Annotated in this window: 18 protein-coding genes and 1 pseudogene; 13 read left to right on the top strand and 6 right to left on the bottom strand. The window is 66.8% G+C overall.

The window, feature by feature from the left end; translation table 11 throughout:
• Positions 1 to 12: 12 nt before the first annotated feature.
• The 5 genes from ACVBEQ_RS22145 to ACVBEQ_RS22125 all read left to right on the top strand — a co-directional run bounded on the left by ACVBEQ_RS22145 (position 13) and on the right by ACVBEQ_RS22125 (position 7,646).
• Positions 13 to 666, top strand: a complete 654-nt coding sequence (locus ACVBEQ_RS22145; RefSeq protein WP_447155567.1) for a copper chaperone — start codon at positions 13 to 15, stop codon at positions 664 to 666.
• Positions 667 to 831: 165 nt separating this feature from the next.
• Complete coding sequence (locus ACVBEQ_RS22140; protein WP_447155566.1) at positions 832 to 2,331, top strand: DUF3375 domain-containing protein; 1,500 nt, start codon at positions 832 to 834, stop codon at positions 2,329 to 2,331.
• A complete protein-coding gene (locus tag ACVBEQ_RS22135; RefSeq protein WP_447155565.1) occupies positions 2,328 to 2,963 on the top strand; it encodes a DUF4194 domain-containing protein in 636 nt (211 codons plus the stop codon). The genes ACVBEQ_RS22140 and ACVBEQ_RS22135 overlap by 4 nt, the downstream gene beginning before the upstream one ends.
• Positions 2,960 to 6,361 (top strand): ATP-binding protein, encoded by a 3,402-nt coding sequence (locus tag ACVBEQ_RS22130; RefSeq protein ID WP_447155564.1) that lies wholly within the window; start codon positions 2,960 to 2,962, stop codon positions 6,359 to 6,361. Before ACVBEQ_RS22135 ends, ACVBEQ_RS22130 begins: the two co-directional genes overlap by 4 nt.
• A complete protein-coding gene (locus tag ACVBEQ_RS22125; protein ID WP_447155563.1) occupies positions 6,354 to 7,646 on the top strand; it encodes a Wadjet anti-phage system protein JetD domain-containing protein in 1,293 nt (430 codons plus the stop codon). The genes ACVBEQ_RS22130 and ACVBEQ_RS22125 overlap by 8 nt, the downstream gene beginning before the upstream one ends.
• Here the strand turns inward: ACVBEQ_RS22125 and ACVBEQ_RS22120 are convergent.
• Positions 7,610 to 8,155, bottom strand: coding sequence for a nitroreductase/quinone reductase family protein (locus ACVBEQ_RS22120; RefSeq protein ID WP_447155562.1), 546 nt, complete (start codon positions 8,153 to 8,155; stop codon positions 7,610 to 7,612). The genes ACVBEQ_RS22125 and ACVBEQ_RS22120 overlap by 37 nt on opposite strands.
• Before the next feature lie 176 nt (positions 8,156 to 8,331).
• Between ACVBEQ_RS22120 and ACVBEQ_RS22115 the strand changes: the two genes are divergently transcribed.
• Genes ACVBEQ_RS22115 through ACVBEQ_RS22105 form a run of 3 tightly spaced genes read left to right on the top strand, consistent with a single transcriptional unit; the run spans position 8,332 to position 10,396 of the window.
• Positions 8,332 to 8,919: a TetR/AcrR family transcriptional regulator gene (locus ACVBEQ_RS22115; RefSeq protein WP_447155561.1), complete on the top strand. Its 588-nt coding sequence runs from the start codon at positions 8,332 to 8,334 to the stop codon at positions 8,917 to 8,919.
• The gene (locus ACVBEQ_RS22110; RefSeq protein WP_447155560.1) at positions 8,916 to 9,638 is read left to right on the top strand and encodes an ABC transporter ATP-binding protein; all 723 of its coding nucleotides are present in this window, start codon (positions 8,916 to 8,918) and stop codon (positions 9,636 to 9,638) included. Before ACVBEQ_RS22115 ends, ACVBEQ_RS22110 begins: the two co-directional genes overlap by 4 nt.
• Positions 9,638 to 10,396 carry an ABC transporter permease gene (locus ACVBEQ_RS22105; RefSeq protein ID WP_447155559.1) on the top strand — a complete coding sequence of 253 codons (759 nt, stop codon included), beginning with the start codon at positions 9,638 to 9,640 and terminating at the stop codon, positions 10,394 to 10,396. The genes ACVBEQ_RS22110 and ACVBEQ_RS22105 overlap by 1 nt, the downstream gene beginning before the upstream one ends.
• 8 nt (positions 10,397 to 10,404) lie before the next feature.
• Here ACVBEQ_RS22105 and vapC read toward each other — a convergent pair whose 3' ends face one another.
• Together vapC and ACVBEQ_RS22095 are read right to left on the bottom strand one after the other, a co-directional pair.
• Positions 10,405 to 10,815: a type II toxin-antitoxin system VapC family toxin gene (gene vapC, locus ACVBEQ_RS22100; protein WP_447155558.1), complete on the bottom strand. Its 411-nt coding sequence runs from the start codon at positions 10,813 to 10,815 to the stop codon at positions 10,405 to 10,407.
• Positions 10,812 to 11,021, bottom strand: coding sequence for a type II toxin-antitoxin system VapB family antitoxin (locus tag ACVBEQ_RS22095; protein WP_447155557.1), 210 nt, complete (start codon positions 11,019 to 11,021; stop codon positions 10,812 to 10,814). The genes vapC and ACVBEQ_RS22095 overlap by 4 nt, the downstream gene beginning before the upstream one ends.
• A gap of 145 nt (positions 11,022 to 11,166) precedes the next feature.
• Here ACVBEQ_RS22095 and ACVBEQ_RS22090 point away from each other — a divergent pair, with 145 nt between their 5' ends.
• From ACVBEQ_RS22090 to ACVBEQ_RS22075, 4 genes and pseudogenes are all read left to right on the top strand, one after another.
• Positions 11,167 to 12,438, top strand: coding sequence for a cytochrome P450 (locus ACVBEQ_RS22090; protein ID WP_447155556.1), 1,272 nt, complete (start codon positions 11,167 to 11,169; stop codon positions 12,436 to 12,438).
• Positions 12,439 to 12,606: 168 nt separating this feature from the next.
• Positions 12,607 to 13,500: pseudogene (locus ACVBEQ_RS22085) on the top strand (DEAD/DEAH box helicase); the annotation flags it as partial.
• Positions 13,501 to 13,732: 232 nt separating this feature from the next.
• Positions 13,733 to 14,317: a helicase-related protein gene (locus tag ACVBEQ_RS22080; RefSeq protein ID WP_447155555.1), complete on the top strand. Its 585-nt coding sequence runs from the start codon at positions 13,733 to 13,735 to the stop codon at positions 14,315 to 14,317.
• A complete protein-coding gene (locus ACVBEQ_RS22075; RefSeq protein WP_447155554.1) occupies positions 14,314 to 15,393 on the top strand; it encodes a hypothetical protein in 1,080 nt (359 codons plus the stop codon). The genes ACVBEQ_RS22080 and ACVBEQ_RS22075 overlap by 4 nt, the downstream gene beginning before the upstream one ends.
• Here the strand turns inward: ACVBEQ_RS22075 and ACVBEQ_RS22070 are convergent.
• On the bottom strand, positions 15,387 to 16,304 hold the full coding sequence (locus ACVBEQ_RS22070) for an SEC-C domain-containing protein (protein ID WP_447155553.1): 918 nt from the start codon (positions 16,302 to 16,304) through the stop codon (positions 15,387 to 15,389). The genes ACVBEQ_RS22075 and ACVBEQ_RS22070 overlap by 7 nt on opposite strands.
• 71 nt (positions 16,305 to 16,375) lie before the next feature.
• Here ACVBEQ_RS22070 and ACVBEQ_RS22065 point away from each other — a divergent pair, with 71 nt between their 5' ends.
• Positions 16,376 to 16,981, top strand: a complete 606-nt coding sequence (locus tag ACVBEQ_RS22065; protein ID WP_447155552.1) for a GNAT family N-acetyltransferase — start codon at positions 16,376 to 16,378, stop codon at positions 16,979 to 16,981.
• Between the two features lie 49 nt (positions 16,982 to 17,030).
• On the opposite strand, the gene ACVBEQ_RS22060 is transcribed toward ACVBEQ_RS22065, so the two are convergent.
• Both ACVBEQ_RS22060 and ACVBEQ_RS22055 read right to left on the bottom strand, forming a co-directional pair.
• The gene (locus ACVBEQ_RS22060) at positions 17,031 to 17,402 is read right to left on the bottom strand and encodes a type II toxin-antitoxin system VapC family toxin (RefSeq protein ID WP_447155551.1); all 372 of its coding nucleotides are present in this window, start codon (positions 17,400 to 17,402) and stop codon (positions 17,031 to 17,033) included.
• 7 nt (positions 17,403 to 17,409) lie between these two features.
• A complete protein-coding gene (locus ACVBEQ_RS22055; RefSeq protein ID WP_447155550.1) occupies positions 17,410 to 17,640 on the bottom strand; it encodes a FitA-like ribbon-helix-helix domain-containing protein in 231 nt (76 codons plus the stop codon).
• Between the last annotated feature and the right edge of the window lie 226 nt (positions 17,641 to 17,866).

Below are 17,866 nucleotides of genomic sequence, written 5' to 3'. Positions count from 1 at the left end.
GAGTGGTGGCTCGTGGCGGTATCCGCGGTGGCCTGGGTGCTGATCCTCCGGATGCCCGGCGCACTGCAGGGCCGACACCACTCCGGCACTGACTCCTATCTGGTCGCCGCCGGCAGTTGGCTGCTGATGGTGGTGGCGATGATGGGACCGGCGATGGTGCCCCGGGTCCGGCACGTCGCGCAGTGTTGCGTCGGACGGGCCCGAACGCACGCGATCGCCGAGACCCTCACCGGTGCCCTACTGATCTGGACGGCGGTCGGCGTGCTGGTCGTCGGGCTGGTCACGGTGAGTCCGGTGCTGGATGCGGGGAATTCACCGGTCGCGTTCGGCGTCGCCTGGTTGCTCGTCGCGGGTTGGCAGCTCTCGGCGTCAAAAGTGTCTGCCCTGGCCCGATGTCATGCAATACGGATCCCGCGCGGGGTGGCCGACGGTCGCGGGCGGCTGACTGCCGGGGTGGCCTACAGCGGCTGGTGCGTGGTGTCCTGCGGCCCGGCGATGGTGGCGATGGCGCTCACCGGGCACCCACTGCTGTTGATGATCGTGCTGACCATCGGCCTGATCGCGGAGCGGGTGGCGCACCGGCCGGTCCGTGTTGCGCGCCGCCTGGCCGCCGGCATCGCGCTGACGGCTGCGGCCTGCCTGGTCCTCGCGTTCGTCGGGGCTTGAGGTTCGACGGCTCACAGTCTGCAGAGTCCCCGGCCAGGCTTCACCGTGTTGCGCCGGGGCACGCCTCGACCGCATTGTCGGACCACCGCCCTACCATCAGCACCACAGCTGAGACGGCGAACCCCGGAGAGAGCGTCGGGACGGTGCAAAGGCAAGGAGGTGGCGGTGCGCTACGACGATCTGGACGCGCTGCGCCGGCACAGCCCGGCGTGGCGGTTACTCCGAGCGGACAATGCGCCGCTGGTGCTGTCCTTCCTCGGCCGGGTGTTCGTCGAGGAGAACGTTCGGTCGATCTCGGCCGCCGACCTCGTCGGCCGTCTGGACGACGAGCTGCACACGCTGAACAGTCGGCTCGGTGATGGCACCTTCCCCAAGTCTGCGAAGGCCTACCTCGACGACTGGGCCGGGCCCGAGGTGGGTTGGCTGCGCAAGTATTACCCGGTGGGGTCTGACGAGCCGCACTTCGACGCCACGCCCGCGGTGGAGAAAGCGCTGGGCTGGGTGGAGTCGCTCCAGGCCCGGTCGTTCGTCGGCACCGAGTCGCGGCTGAACACGGTGTTCGAGCTGCTGCGACAGATGGCCTTCGGCGCCGAGACCGACCCGGACGTCCGGATCGGAGAATTGATGCGTCGCCGGAACGAGATCGAATTCGATATCGAACGGTTGCGTGCCGGCCATCTCGACGTTCTCGACGATGCCGCGCAACGCGACCGCTATCAGCAGTTCTCGACAACGGCCAGGGAACTGCTGGCGGATTTCCGTGAGGTCGAGGACAACTTCCGCCGGCTGGATCGTGAATTGCGGGAGCGGATCGCCGGGTGGTCCGGGTCCAAGGGCGAGTTGCTGGACGACGTGCTGGGCAACAGGGCGAGCATTTCCGAGTCCGATCAGGGGCGGAGCTTCCACGCCTTCTATGATTTCCTGCTCTCGACCAGCAAGCAGTTGGAGTTCACGGAGCTTCTCGAGCGGGTGCAGTCGCTGGCCGCGATCGGGTCGGCAGACCCGCGGATGCGGACCATCCACTACGACTGGCTCGACGCGGGGGAACGTACCCAGGCAACGGTCAGGTTGCTGTCCGAACAGCTCAGGCGGTTCCTGGACGACCAGGTGTGGTTGGAGAACCGCCGGGTGATGGACATCCTGCGCAGCATCGAAGCCAACGCCCTGCGGATCCGGCACGTCCGGCCGGTCGAGCTGACGACGGAGATCGACGGCGTCGCACCGACGGTCGCGCTGCCGATGGAACGGCCGCTGTATTCCTCGTCGGCGAAAATGGCGATGGACAGCTCGTCGGTGACGGCAGGCGAGGACGAGTTCGACGCCTCGGTGTTGTACGAGCAGTTCTTCGTCGACCCGGCCCGGCTCTCGCAGACGGTGCGGCGGTCGCTGCAACGGCGACCGCAGGTCGGGCTGGCCGATGTGATCGCAGCGCAGCCGCTGGAGCAGGGGCTGTCCGAGCTCGTCACCTATCTCTCCCTCACCGACGAGCTGTTCGCCGTGGTCTTCGACGATCAGGTCACCGAACAGGTGCACTGGTCGGACCCGGACGGCAACGCGCGCGTCGCCACCATTCCCAGGGTGACGTTCACCCGCACCGCACCTGTCAGCACCGCACCTGTCAGCACCGCACCTGTCAGCACTGCTACCCACCGGGGCACAACATGACCAGCCCTGCATTGGCTCGGTCGGAGCTGGACTTGTCGCTGGTCGTCACCAGCCTGATGAAGGGTGTGGTTTACCGCGACAGCCACGAGAAGGCCTGGCGGCACCTGCTGCCGCTGCAGTCCCACGTACGCGATTACGTCGCCACCATCGGGCTGACGGTGGTGGTGGACGAGGCGGAAGGGTACGCGTTCCTCCGCTCCCGACCCGACGACGAGAACAGTGACGCACCATCCATTCCGCGGCTGGTCGCGCGTCGCTCACTGTCCTTCCATGTGAGTTTGCTGTTGGCGCTGCTGCGCAAGAAGCTGGCCGAGTTCGACGCTCGCGGCGAAGACACCAAGCTGGTGCTGACCAGGGCGCAGATCGTCGAGCTGACGCGGGTATTCCTGGGCTGCAGCAACAACGAGGCGCGGTTGGTCGACCAGATCGATGCAACGCTCACCAAGGTCGTCGACCTCGGATTCCTCCGGCGGGTCCGGGACTCCGACGCATACGAGGTCCGCAGGATCCTGAAGGCCTTCGTCGATGCCCAGTGGCTGGCCGGCTTCGATGAGCAACTGGCCAGGTACGTCGCTGAGATCCACGGCGACGAACGGATCGACAGTGCCACAGAGGCAGGGGATACGGGATGACGGATGGCCTGTTTTCTGCCGTGACGCTCGAGGATCCCGAGAACCGCGCTGGTTTCCGGTTGCACCGCCTCGAGATCTTCAACTGGGGAACATTCAATCGCCGCGTGTGGACGCTGGATCTGGGCGGCAGCAACGGTCTGCTGACGGGTGACATCGGGTCTGGCAAGTCAACGATGGTGGACGCCATCACGACCTTGCTGTTACCCGCCAACCGCATTTCCTACAACAAGGCGGCCGGGGCGGAAACCCGGGAACGGAGCCTGCGCTCGTACGTATTGGGATTCCACAAGTCGGAGAGCAACGAGGTCAGCGGCACGTCCCGTCCCATCGGGGTGCGTTCCGGGAGCACGTTCTCGGTGCTGCTCGGCACCTTCAGCAACGAGGCCTACGGCCAGGAAGTCACTCTGGCACAGGTCTTCTGGCTGCGGGAGGGTCAGACGGGGCAACCCGACAGGTTCTTCGTCGTCGCGGACCGGGCGATGACCATCACCGCCGACTTCGCGGATTTCGGCGCCGACATCGCCGCGTTGAAGCGGCGGCTGCGCAAGACCGGGGCTCGCACGCACGATCATTTCCCTGAATACGGCAGGGATTTCCGCCGTCAACTCGGCATCGAATCAGAGCAGGCGATGGACCTGTTCCACCAGACCGTGTCGATGAAGTCGGTCGGCAATCTCAACGATTTCGTCCGCAGTCACATGCTCGAACCCTTCGACGCCGACCAGTGGATCGACCGGCTGGTCGCGCATTTCGAGGACCTGACCCGGTCACATGAGGCAGTGCTCAAGGCCCGTGCGCAGCTCACGGCACTCGAACCGCTGCTGGCCGATTGCGACCAGTACGACGCGCTGGGGCAGCAGATCCAGGAGCTGTCTGCTGAGCGGTCCGCCCTGCCGTTCTACCTGGCCAACCTCAAGCAGGACCTGCTCCGTACGCAGATCGCCGCGGTCGATGAAGACCTCCGCGGGCGTGCCGACGAACTGGCGGCAGTCACCGATCGATTGGCCGACTTGCGTTCCACCGCCAGCCGTCTGGAGGTGGAACGGGCGGGGCACGGAGGGAACCGGCTGGCAGAGATCGAGCGTGAGATGGCCGCCGCGATCCAGCAGCGGGATCAACGGCAGCTCACCGACCAGCGGTTCGCCGGGCAACTCGCCGATGCCGGTCTCGCGCCCGTCGGCTCCATGGAACAATTCACCGACCGTCGGGCCGAGATCGCGTCGGACCTGCTGCGCACCGACGAGGAACTGGCCGAATTCCATGATCACGCCACCGCACTGGCGGTCGAGAAGTCGGATCTGGACGCGCAGGCGGCGGAGCTCGGCGCCGAGCTGGCCAGCTTGCACGAGCGGCGCAACAACATCCCGCGGGCCAGCCTCGAACTGCGCTCGTTGCTTGCGCGATCGCTGCAGATCGACGAGGACGAGTTGCCGTTCGCCGGTGAGCTGATCGCGGTCCGGGAAGACCGACACGAATGGGAAGGGGCGGCGGAGCGGGTGCTGCACAGCTTCGGCCTGTCCCTTCTGGTCCCGGACCGGCACTACCAGCTGGTGTCCGGCTGGATCAACGACCACCACCTGAAAAGCCGTCTCGTCTACTTCCGGATGGTGGCCGGCGTCAAACCCGCTCCCCGTCCATCCGTCGACGCAGGCACGCTGCCGTTGTACGCATCCCTGGTGATCAAGGAATCGACACCGTTCTACGGGTGGCTCGAGGCCGAACTCTTCCGACGGGCGAATTACGTCTGCGTCGACAACATGACCGAGTTCCGGCGCGAACGCAATGCCGTCACGCGTGAGGGGTTGATCAAGAGCGACAAGCGGCACGAGAAGGACGACCGGCGTTCGATCGGAGACCGCCGATCGTACGTGCTGGGCTGGGACAACCAGCAGAAGATCGACGCCCTGCTGGACCAGATGACGGGTCTGCAGAGCCGGCTGAACGCCCTGTCGGACAAGCAGCGCCACCTGCTGATCCGAACCCGTGAGGCCACCGCCCGGCGGGACCTGCTGACCCGGCTCGACGAGTGCCGCGACTACGCGCAGATCGACTGGCAGAGCCTGGTCAACCGGATCTCCGGCCTGGTCGCCGAGCAACGCGAACTGCAGAAGTCATCGCGGGAACTGCAGCGCCTGACCGAGGAGCTGCACGGCGTGCAGGCCGAGATCGAGGCAGCCGACGACGAGAAGAGTGCGATCAATACCCGCATCGGTGGTTTGGGTCGAGTCCGCGCCGACGCGGTCACCACCTTGGCGTCGGTGCAGGATGTGCTCGGGCAACCGGCCGCGGAGCCGGCCGCCGCCGACTTCCCGCGGCTCGAGAAACGGATCGGGAATGCCGTTCCGGACACGCCGGCCGCTGCGGACCGGCTGCAGACGGAACTGTCCGACAAGCTGACCAGCAGCATGGAAACACGGATGGGCAGGCAGAACACGCTGACCCACAAGATCACCGGACGAATGGCCGAGTTCCGCCGCGAGTATCCCCTGGAAACCGCCGACGTCGACAACTCCGTCGCGTCGGCCGGGGAGTACCGCGAACTGCACAGAAGGCTCGCCCAGGACGACCTGCCGCGGTTCGAATCGGAATTCAAGACGTATCTGAACACCAACACGATCCGCGATATCGCGATGTTCTCGTCCAAACTGGGCCAGCAACTGGAACAGATCAAGGAGCGCATCCAGACCATCAACGACTCCTTGTACGAGATCGACTACAACCCGGACCGGTACATCCGACTGGACCGTGCGGTGACGCCGAACACCGAGATCCGTGAGTTCCGCAGCGATCTGCGGGCCTGCACCGACGACGCGGTGTCCGCCGACGACAGTGACCAGTATTCGGAGCAGAAGTTCCTCCAGGTGAAGGCCATCGTCGAGCGGTTCAAGGGCCGACAGGGGCAGACCGAGGCCGACCGCCTCTGGTCCCGCCGGGTGACCGACGTCCGGAACTGGTTCCTGTTCTCAGCCTCCGAGCGGTGGCGCGAAACTGATGCCGAGTACGAGAACTACACCGATTCGGGCGGGAAGTCCGGCGGCCAGAAGGAAAAACTTGCCTACACGATCCTGGCGGCCTCGCTGGCGTACCAGTTCAAGCTGCAATGGGGTGCAGTGCGGTCCAAGACGTTCCGGTTCGCCGTCATCGACGAGGCGTTCGGCCGGGGATCGGAATCGTCCACCAGATTCGCGCTCGATTTGTTCCGCAAGCTGGGGCTGCAATTGCTGATCGTGACGCCGCTGCAGAAGATTCACGTGATCGAGCCCTACGTGGCCGCGGTCGGATTCGTCGACAATCTGACAGGCGACTATTCGCGGTTGCAGAACCTGACCATCGAGGAATACCGCGCCCGCCAGCTCGCTCATGTTCTAGGGGCGGCGGGGTCCCCGGCGAATGGCTGATGCCAGACCCGGCCGGACTGCTGCAGCGGGTCGCTGGACCGAACCCGCGGATGTGCTCGATGTCCTGCGCCGCCGCTGGCGGGCCGGAACCTGGCTGACGGCGATGGCGACCTCGCAACCGTGGGAGCCGGTGGCGGTGCCGTTGCGCGGACCGACCGCGACCGACCTGGCAGACCGTTACGACGATGTGCTGAGGTGGGTGTCCGGTTGGCGGCGCGCCCAGAAGGGCGGCCTACGCCTGGATTTCCACTCCGTCGGCGGACGGCGGGTCGGTGTCAACGAGCTGCCCCGGCGGGTCTGGCTCGACCGACGCGAGCAGGTCTTCACGGTGCTCGGCGTGCAGGGTGAGGCAGCGACCTACCTGCAGCTGGTCCGCGCTGAACGAGAGAGGGCACCAAGACTGGTGGACTGGATGCTGGCGAACCCGCATCAAGTACTGGACGCCGCTGCGGAGTGGGACAGGCTGGTGTCGATCGTGCTCTGGACCGACGCACATGGTTCGGGTCCGGACGCGGTCGACGGCTCCCGCCCGTATCTGCGGCAGATCGACCTGCCCGGGGTCGACACCAAGTTCATCGAGGAACGGCGGGGCATTCTTGCGCGGCTGCTGGACGCTCAGCTCGAGCCTGCCCGGATCGATCAGTCCGCCCAGCGATCGGACCTGGTTCGCAGGTATCGGTTTCGGGCAAAGCCGCAGTACCTGCGGTTCCGGTTCCTGGACGGTGTGCCCACCGGGTTCGGCGGATTCAGCGAGCTGACGGTGCGGCTGGACGAGATGCAGTCCCGCCCGCTGCCGGTGTCCCGGATCTACGTGGTGGAGAACGAGATCACCTACCTGGCGTTCCCCGCGGTGCCGGATGCCGCGGTCGTCTTCGGCGGCGGGTATGCCGTCGGCAGGTTGACTGCACTCCGCTGGCTGGGCGACCGGGAACTCCACTACTGGGGCGACCTGGACACCCATGGCTTCGCGATACTCAACGTCATGCGCCGGCGGTTCCCGCAGACCCGGTCGCTGTTGATGGACCGAAAGACGCTGCTGGATCACGAGAGTCAGTGGGTGCGCGAACCCGATCCAACCAGTGAGCGGCTCGAACTGCTGAATTCCGCGGAATCGGACCTGTACCAGGACCTGGTCGAGAATTCCTTCGGACCGGCCGTCCGGTTGGAGCAGGAGCGGATCAGGTTCTCGGCGATCACCAATGAACTGCGGTCTGCCGGTAGCGGTGTGAGGTCAGCACCGACGGCGATTCATTCCAGAGCTCTTCTGCTATCGCCGGAGGCATGAAGGAGGAACACCCCGATCTTCCTGTCACCGGCCCGGTCGGCATAGCTGCTGGCACCCGGATAGATGGCCATCGCACGCTGCCAGACCTGCTCGCGGCGTTCGCCGACAAGCTCCTCTGCGATCACCGTGCCAAGATGGCCATCGATGCCAACCATCGCTTTCGGGTCGTGCTGCAGGTTCAGGCACCAGCCTGGCTGTTGGTGACGCCCAAAGTTACCGGCGGCAACAGCAGTCTCCGAACCGACGGGAAACCCAAGAACTGGCACGGTCCGGGTCAGTCCCGACTTGCACCCGGTGGTGGTGAGCATGACGACCGGTAGCCCGGACACGAGCGCGGTCACGGTGTACCGTCCGCGGCTCAAGCGGTAAGCGGCCCGGTCGAGATGGTGTAAAAGGTGGGCTGCGCACCAGGATCCCATCCTTGTCGAGACGATGGTCCGCATGAAGCGGTGCGGAGCCGGCGCGGTCTCGAACTCCATCTGTCCCACGAACACAGTCTGCAGCACCACAGGGAGCCTCGTCAGGCTTCCGAACCCGCGAGCGGCACTGATACGCCTCGACTTCTGAGGCCTTGATGAGACTGACCGATCGGCAATCACGTGCCGATCGGGTCATGCCCAGCTTCTTCGCCCTCTTACTGAGCTGGTACTTGCGCGCCCAGAATGTTAGGGACTAACATTCGGTTGTGACTACGCCACCAACTGTCAGTCCGCCCCCGGTCAGGTCGGCGAAACTGCAGCGCACCAGGGCCCGGATCCTCGCTGCCGCAACTGATCTCTTCAACCGCAGCGGCTACGAGAAGACGACGGTCGCTCAGATCGCCGCAGCCGCCGGCGTCACCGAGATGACCTTCTACCGGCACTTCGGCTCGAAGGACCAACTGCTGGTCGACGACCCCTACGACCCGCTGATCGTGGCCGCGATCGCCGAGCAGCCCCGGTCGCTACCGCCGCTGCGCCGCGCCGCCAGGGGGGTTCGGTCGGCGTGGCGCAACCTGCCGATCACCGACGAGGAACCCGTCCGCGAGCGGCTGGCCATCGTCGCGGCGACCCCCAGCCTGATGCCCGCCGTCCGGGCCGGGACTGCGGCCACCGAGACGGCGATCGCCGACCAGTTGGCCTCGGACGGCGCGGATGCCGACGACGCCGCGGTGGCGGCGGCCGCCGTGATGGCCGCCCTGATGACCGGGCTGCTCCGCTGGGCCTCCGCCGGCGACGGCGGCCTCCTCTCCCACGCCATCGAACGATCCCTCGACGTCCTGGAGTCGTCATGACCGAGAACGCGCTGTCCCTGACGAACGTGTCCCGCAGCTACCACGGCGGCGCGGGGGTCCACGAGATCGACCTGTCGGTTCGCCGCGGGGAGATCCACGCATTGGTCGGCCTCAACGGGGCCGGCAAGTCGACACTGATGAAACTGATGGTCGGCATGCTGCATTCGACGTCCGGTCGCGTCGAGGTGCTCGGCAGCAGCGTCGCCCACGCTGGTCCGACGACTTGGTCCAGAGTCGGTGCGCTACTGGAACACCCGCTCATCTACGGCGAACTGGACGGCCGGACGAATTTGCACCTCGCCGCCCGGCTCCGCGGAGTGGCGACCGCGCAACGCGGACCGATGGTGGAGGCCATCCTGTCCGAACTCGACCTTGGCAGGTACGCGTCCGTACGAGCCAGGCGGCTGTCACAGGGCAACCGGCAGCGGCTCGGGCTGGCCGGGGCGCTGCAGCACCATCCCGAGCTGATCATCCTGGACGAGCCGACCAACGCCCTGGACCCGTCCGCGGTGATCCGGCTGCGCGAAGCCCTGCTGCTGCGGGCGTCCGCCGGCGCCGGAATCCTTGTGTCCAGCCACCATCTCGATGAGGTGGCGCGGATCGCTACCCGCATCTCGGTGATCGCCGAGGGCCGGATGATCGGCACCCTCGATCCCGACGGCGTCGACATCGAGCGGGCCTTTTTCACCTTGGTACACGACGCGATGGCGAGGATCTGATGAGCACGTTCCTGGACGGCCTGGCCGTCGAGACCCGCAAGGCCCGCTCCTCCCGGGTGCTGTGGTCGACCGGGCTGTTGCTCGTGTTCGGCCTGTGCGGTCTGGCGGCGACGATGGTGCTCGCGGCGAAGAGCGGCAACATCCAACTGCTGGCCAAGCTCGGACCGCAGGCAGCGTCCGGTGACTGGACCGCGCTGCTGTCGGGCGCAGCCCAGATCACCTCTGCCGGCGGCCTTCTCGCCTTCGGGGTGGGTGCGAGTTGGTTGTACGGGCGCGAGTTCGCCGACGGAACGGTGTCCGGACTCTTCGGCCTGCCGGTGTCCCGCGGCCGGCTCGCCGCCGCGAAGCTCGTGGTGTTCGCCGGGTGGTCCCTGCTCATCTCGCTGATGATGACGGTCGGCCTGCTCGCCGTGGGGCTCGCGATCGGATTGGGCGCTCCCGACGGTGCCGTGTTCGCGGGGCTGGGGCGGCAGTTCGCGCTGGGTGTGCTCACCGCGTCGATCGCGGTGCCGGCCGGTTGGGCCGCATCCCTCGGTCGCGGGTTGCTCCCCGGGATCGCCGTTGCCGTCGGCATTCTCGTGCTGGCCCAGGTGGCCGTGCTGGCTGACTTCGCCTCCTGGGTGCCATTCGTGGCCCCGGCGATGTGGGCGCTGCAGCCGGCGACGTCGGCCCTGACGCTGCTGGTGGTGCCGTCGGTCCCGATCCTGTTCGGCGTGGCGACGGTCAGCCTGTGGGGGAGGCTTCAACTGGATCGGTAGGTCGTTGGCTATGCCCGCAGAGACGCGGCATCCATCTCGATTCCAACCACCCGTGCCACTCGGTCGAGATCAACATCGAATGAAAGCAACGCCGCTTCCCGACGCCAGGCGACTGCGGCAATCATGCAGTCGATCATCCCTCGAGGTGTGATACCCGCGCTGCGGCAACGCCGATAGATGAGGGTGGCCGCATCGAAGTCAGCAGCGGGATCGAAACCGAGCAATCGAAAGCTCAACAGGAGTCGGCGAAGGTCCCTTTCCTGACGATCGCTGCGCGAGCCGGCGAGGACCTCCATCATCACCGGCTCCGTCACGGCCAATGGTCCATCCGCTTCGATAAGGAACGTCAAACGACGGTCAACCGCGCTGCCGGTCGCCCGGTCGTACTCAACCCATGCCGACGTGTCAGCGAGGATCATTCAGTGCCCGGAGCAACATCTGCGGGGACGACTTCGATGGCATGCGCTCCGCGCATCTGGAGGGCCTCGTCCCGGGTCATGGGCTGGCCGGCCAGATGCCGGAGCGCAATGTCGACAGCTTCAGTCTTGGTTCGTATTCCGTAGCGGCTCATGATCGCGTTGACATAGTCGTCCTCGATCTCGATATTTGTTCGCTGCCGCGCCATACACCTATCGTACACCTGAGCGCAGGCGTGCCCGATTCCAGGCATGCCGATCGGATGGTCGATGCCGTTCCCGGAGCCGACCGGCGTAAGGCAGTGTTCGTGATACTCCGTGTACACAAACGTCCGGTTACGCCACGATGGCTGCATGACCCACGCGGGGGCGGCAACCGATCGTCGTGACGATCCTTCTGTTGTGGCCGACACGCTGGCGGCGCTCATAACGCCGGCTGGGCAGCGCGATCCCTACCCGCTGTACGCGCGGCTGCACACGGTCGCGCCCGCAGCGGTGGGACCGGACAACGCGTTGGTCGTGGCCGGTTACGCCCAGTGCGCCGCGGTCCTCAAAGACCACCGGCTCGGCAAGTTTCCGGCGCGCATGTTGACGGCGTTGGGGTATCCGGATTGGCAGGAGCATCCGGCGCTGCGAATGATGTTCGGCAGCATGCTGACGCTCAATCCGCCCGAGCACACCAGGCTGCGCCGAACCGTGTCAGCGGCCTTTACCCCCGGCCGGGTGGCAGCGCTCCGCCCGGCAATTGCTCGGATCGCCGAAGAATTGTGCGACCAGTTGGACGGCTCTGTTGACTTCGTGGAGCGATTCGCGTTTCCGTTGCCGGTGACGGTGATCGGTGAATTGCTCGGCATTCCAGAGCCGGACCGGCCCATGTTCCAGGGATTGATCCGGGATTGGTCATCGGTCCTGGAGATGCTGGGTCCGGTGGCGGTCGACAGGGCGGATGTGGCGGCCGTTCAGATCCGGGACTACCTGGCCGAGCTTTCCATGGCCCGACGAGTCCGGCCGGCCGATGACCTGATCTCGGCGTTGGTCAACGCGGAGGACCCGCTGCCGGAGGATGACGTCATATCGACTGCGGCCCTGCTGCTCGGGGCCGGGTTCGAGACGACGACCGGCTTGCTCGCCAACGGGCTCCTGGCCCTGCTGCGCAACCCCGATCAGGCCGAGTTGCTCCGGTCCGGGCCGGCCGAGTCGGTGCCAGCCGCGGTGGAAGAGTTGCTGCGGTATGACTCGCCGGTGCAGACACTCACGGGTCGGACCGCCACAGAGGACCTGACCATCGGGGACCTCCAGGTACCGGCGGGCACCCGGGTGTTGACCCTGCTCGGCGCCGCCAACCGCGACCCCGCCGTCTTCGCCGATCCGGACCGGCTCGATCTCCTGCGGAAGGGACCGCCACCGTTGTCGTTCGGCGGTGGGATTCACTACTGCCTGGGCGCACCCCTCGCGCGACTGGAGGCCCAGGTCGCGCTGCCCCGGTTGCTGCAGCGGTTCCCGGGCTTGCGGCTGGCCGGGGACCCCGAGCCTCGACAGGGGTTGGCGATCCACGGGTACGCCCGACTACCGGTCAGTGTCGGCGAGCGTCGTCGCGCGTCGGGTGCCGCCGACCGGCGGGGGTAACGGCGAGCGGAATCCGGCTGTTGCCAGAGAGTGTGCTGTGACTGGTAGGACCCATGTGACCGACGCCGCGCGGGTCGACCCTCGGTTCCAAGGCGTTGTCGGTGCTCGATCGTAAGGTTCTGCCAGTCACCGAGAGGGGGTCGCGAGGTGCTGGCGACGACGGAGTTGATGGACGCGCAGGTGAATCGTGGCGGTCCCGCTCGGGTGATGTCGGCCCCGGCGGGGTATGGGCACCTGGTCGAGCGACTGCTCGGCGGCGCACGGATTCGGCCGGACCGGATCAGTTTGGTCGACGCGGCGGCGGCGGTGTGGAGCCGACCAGGGTTCGACACCCTGATGTCCGGACCGACCCTGACGTTCGAGCCGTTCGACTATCAGCTGCAGACCGTGTCCACCGTGTTGGGACGCATGCGCGGGCGGGCGATCCTGGCGGATGAGGTCGGCCTGGGCAAGACCATCGAGGCGGCCTTGGTGCTGTCCGAACTTCGCTTGCGGGGGCTGGCGCGCCGCGTCCTGGTCATCACCCCGGCCGGTCTGGTCGACCAGTGGCGGGAGGAACTGGAGCGCAAGTTCGGCCTGCCGAGGACGGTCCCGCGGCGTGGCGAATGGGACAGCTCGGAGGAATCGCCGGTGGTGGTCGCCTCCATCGCCACGGCCCGCCGGGATCCGACAAAGTCCGCGATGCTCAGTGCCTCCTGGGATCTCATCGTGGTCGACGAGGCTCACCGATTGCGGAATCCGCGCTCGGCGTCGGGCCGGTTCGCCCGCGAACTCACGTCCCGGTACCTGTTGTTGCTGACCGCGACGCCCGTGGAGAACCGGCTGTCCGACCTGTACGAACTCACCAGTCTGGTCAGTCCCGGGCTGCTCGGCACTCCTGCGGACTTCCGGAAGAACTACGGTTCCGACGCCGTCACACCCGAACCGCGGCGTTTGCCGGAGCTGCGCCGCAAGGTATCCGCGGTCACCATCCGGCACCGGCGCAGCGAGGTTGCGCTGCGGTTGCCGCACCGACTTGCCGAAACGACATTGATCGCCCCCACCTCGGAGGAATCCGAGCTGTACGCGGCGATCTCCGCGCGAATCCGCGACGACGGACGCGAAGCGCCGGCGGGACGACGGCTCACGCTACGGTCGGTGGCCAGGTTGGCCGGGTCGAGCCCGATGGCCGCGGCGCCGACCTTGTCGAAACTGGGCTGGACCGATCTGGCGGAACGGGCCTGCGCGATCGAGCACCCGGCGAAGGTCACTGCGCTGGTGCACCGACTGCGACCGCACGTCGAGGCGGGCCGAGGTGCTCGTCTTCACGGCCTTCCGGGAAACCCTCGCGGCTCTTTCCACCGCGCTCGATCGGCAAGGGATCGCCGCGGCGGTGTATCACGGAAGCCTCACGCGCTCCGCAAGGGAGGCCGCGATGGCGGAGTTCCGGGACACCGCGGCGGTGTTGCTCAGCACAGAATCCGCAGGTGAGGGGAGAAATCTGCAGTTCTGTCACGTGATGATCAACGTCGATGTGCCGTGGAATCCGATGCAGATCGAGCAGCGGGTCGGCCGACTGCACCGGGTCGGCCAGGTCAACGACGTTCTGGTCACCAACCTGGTCGCCAGGGACACCATCGAACAGCAGATCCTGTCGGTGTTGGAGGCGAAGATCAACCTGTTCGAGTTGGTCGTCGGTGAGTTGGACATGATCCTCGGCCGGGTCGATGACGACTTCGATTTCGAATCATCGGTGTTCGACGCGTTTCTGGCCGCCAGGGACGATGCCGATTTCCGCGTCCGGCTCGAGAATCTCGGCGGCAGGCTGGCCGGTGCCCGGAGCGATTACATCCATGCCCGCGGCCGAATGGACGAGTTGGTCGGAGGCGACGCGTCATGACGGTCACCGATCGCGGCCTGGACTTCTGGCTGCAGTACGTCAGTGCCGAGGGTGGCATGCACGAGCGGGTTGGCGATTCGACTCTGGTGCTGCTGCCGGAGGCGCTGCAGGCCAGGCACGAGCAGTCGGAGGACCTGATGGTCACCACCGACCCCGAAATCGCCCGGGAGGACGGTGCACTGCTGCTCACGGCGGGCCACCCGCTGCTGGCCGCGGCCGCAGAGGCGGTGCTCGCCGAGGGTGATGTCGGCGCGCTGCGGCTCGCCCGCCCGTCGGTGCGTCCGCCGGACGCGGATCACCTGCAGACGCGGGTTCGTGATCAGCTCGCGGTGGACCACGGACGGATTGACCTGATCGGCGGACCCAGGCCCGCAGTGCGAACGATCCTGCGGGTGAGCTCGCTGGTCACGTACGCGCTCTCGACCGACGATCACTTTCAGGAACAAGTCGAGTGCTGGGTCGACATCCCCTCCTGCCTGCCCTATCCCGACGACATCGGGGGCGCGCTGTCTGCGCTGCTCACGGGCGAGCACACCGAGCGGGACCAGCTGCGACCGGATGATCCGAACCTGCTACCGGCGCTGGCCGAGGCTGATCGGGAGATCAGTCGCCGGGCTTCGAAACGGCGAGATCTGCTCGCGGGCAACGTCGGACGGTCCCATCGCGAAGAAGTAGCCCGGGCGCGCGACTACTACTCGCAGGTGGCCGATTCGCTGCGGCGGCGGATGACGTCCGCGGCCGCGGACAAGGTAGCGGCCTACGGCACGCGTTTGGCGAGCACCGATGCAGAGCGTGACCGGCGCATCGCGGAGATCGACGAGAAGTACAGGTCGGCGGTCAGCTGTTTGCCCTTCCGCCTCCACGTCGTCGGCGTTCCCTGCATGCGCGTGGAGCTTGATATCCGCCGTGGGAATCGTCGGTACCCGGTCGAGCTCGACTGGCTGCTGGCGCTCCGCAGATTCGCCCCGATGCGATGCCCGGCCTGCGGGTCGACCAGCGTCCTGGTGGCAGGCAAATCGGCGTTGGGGTGCCGCGGTTGCCAGCCGGTACGGATGGTGCCGTTGACAACTCAATAGTCGAAACTGGCTGAGCCGCAGCACTTCTTGTACTTGACCCCCGAGCCGCACCAGCAGCGACTGTTGCGCGCTGGCGGCCACGCGACTCTGAATCCCTCGTCATATCTATCCTGGAGCAGGTTCGTTCGCGTCATCGGGTCGAGCGCGTCACTGTTCGTCCGCGCGCAGTATTCCTCCAGCGCGGCAACGGTGATGGGAACCATGACAATGCGTGCGCCGTCCTCGGACACGATTCTCCGGTTGTCCAGTTCCCGCCGTCGGGTGAACGATTCGACCTCCGTTGTCTGCACCAGGGCCGGCCATCGTGCCGCGGCCGACCCGATCTCGTCCCTTGGCCAGAAGAGCACTCGCACCACAGTTTTCGGAGTTGCCACGCCCGGCGGCAGCTCGTTGGGATAGGCGGCATCCGGAGCTGTCGAGGCCGCGCTGTCCAGCTCATCCGGGGGAAGGCCCAGGGACTTTCGCACCCGCGCGCGCCCGATGACCAACAGGGCGATCTGAGCGGTCATCGCGGCGTCACTCGGTCCACCCAGCGCGACCAGATCGACGCTCCGCGAGACTGCCATGTCGAACCACCGGAGCGCGAGCCGTTGGTCGTTGCTCGTCTCGGCGGCCTCCGCCGCCCGGTGGAAGGCGATCGCAGAGAAGGGCCTGTGCTTCCGGAGGACGTCGAGCTGCGAGCGGGCTTCGGCCCCTCGGTCGAGTGCGAACAGCGATGCCGCTCGCACGGCCATGGCGTAGGCGGCATCGGCGCCCGGGACGGCGACAACCTCGTCGAGCACCTCCAACGCTCCGGCGTGATCACCGGAGAGCTGGCGTTGCTCAGCCCTTTCGATAAGGGCGCCGACTCGAGGGTTCGCCCAAGCGTCATCGGCAGGTTCGCTCGGATCGTCGGCTGTGGCACTTCGCATCGGGCGAAACCTACAGCCCGGCGGACAGGGCTGTGGAGCGCGCCGCCCTGCCTGAATGCAGAATCGTTCGGATGACGGCACCCGAACCGGCAATCTGCGTCGTCCCCGCCAACGAGGCAAGTTGGGAGGACATCCAGACGGTCTTCGGTACGACCGGCCCGGCGGCCAGGTGCCATTGCCAACGGTTCAAGCTGCGCCGCAAGGAGTATTTCAACGGATTCCCCGCCGAGGAGCGCGCCGACCGGCTCCGTCAGCAGACCGATGCCGGCCATCCCGATTCCGAGACGACCTGCGGTCTGGTCGCCTACCGTGACGGCGAGCCGGCGGGCTGGTGCGCCGTCGAACCGCGGAGTCACTACGAAGGCCTGCTGCGCAACAATCGCGTCCCGTGGCAGGGTCGCGAGGAGGACAAGTCCGATGACACCGTCTGGGCCGTCACATGTTTCTTCATCCGCCGCGGATACCGCAAGAGCGGCGTGAGCCGCGCGCTGGCGCGGGCGGCGGTGGACTTCGCCCGGGACCGTGGCGCTCGGGCGATCGAGGGCTATCCGATCACCACCAAAGACGTGATCATCGAGGAACTCCTGGTCGGCACCGTGTCCGTGTTCGCCGACGCCGGTTTGTCCGTGGTCAGCCGCCCGACGCTGCGCCGTGTGGTGATGCGGCTCGACTTCTGAGTTGGTGGGCGAGTGGCGGACCACGGCGAGAGCTTGTTCTGTCCCTCGGTCAGGCGAAAAGTTCGATAGCGCAGCGTGTTCCGGGAGCTCGCGCCAAGCGGCGGTCGCTGGTCAGCAGCGGAACTTCCAGGGTCTCGGCGAGCGCCACGTAGCAGGCGTCATAGCTCGTCAAGTTTTGTCTCAGTTCCCAGCAGCGCTGCAAGAGCAGGCGGTGCGGTGCTCGTCGCAGGGCAAGGTCCGTCAGGTCGGCCACGGCCGCCTCGCTGCGTTCGGACGTCATCAGACCGGACATGGCGAACCGCCGAAAGACCGAAATGACCTCCGGATCGATCAACTCGGGCGCCGCCAGCACCTCGCCCCGAAGCCGCACCCGCGCCGCCGAACCGTGCTCGCCGTCATCGCCCAACGCGACGGCAAGCACTGATGCATCAATGACTATCACGGTCCTCCCTGACGGCTTCGACTGCCTGTAAGGGGCTGAAGTCGCCGCCGGTTCGCCGGTCCGCTCGGTCCAGCACCTCGTCAAGTGTGGGCGCGGCCGCCTCCCGCACCAGAAGGCCGAGCAGGTACTCCTGAAGAGACTGGTGCGCCCGGGCGGCGCGCTGCCGCAACACCGCATGCGTCTCTTCAGGGACACCCTTGATCTGCACGCTCGGCATGGCGCCATGGTGGCGCCAATAGCGTCGGTGCGCCAGTGGTCGGATGACCGCCGGGGGAGGGAGCGGCTGCGGCCCCTATGCCTCGACGTCGACGAACAGGCCCGTGAAGGCGGCATTCATGGCGCCGAGTCGGCCGAAGAGCTCCCTGGCCTGCGGGGTGGTGACCGGCGGGATTCGCGACGGCACGGTATTCCGCCTCGAAGGCCTGCGAGTCCGTCGGGTTGTC

The organism is Nakamurella sp. GG22 (genome assembly GCF_052976845.2).
Note: the sequence above shows the minus strand (reverse complement) of the source record. Positions and strands in the feature narration are given on the sequence as shown.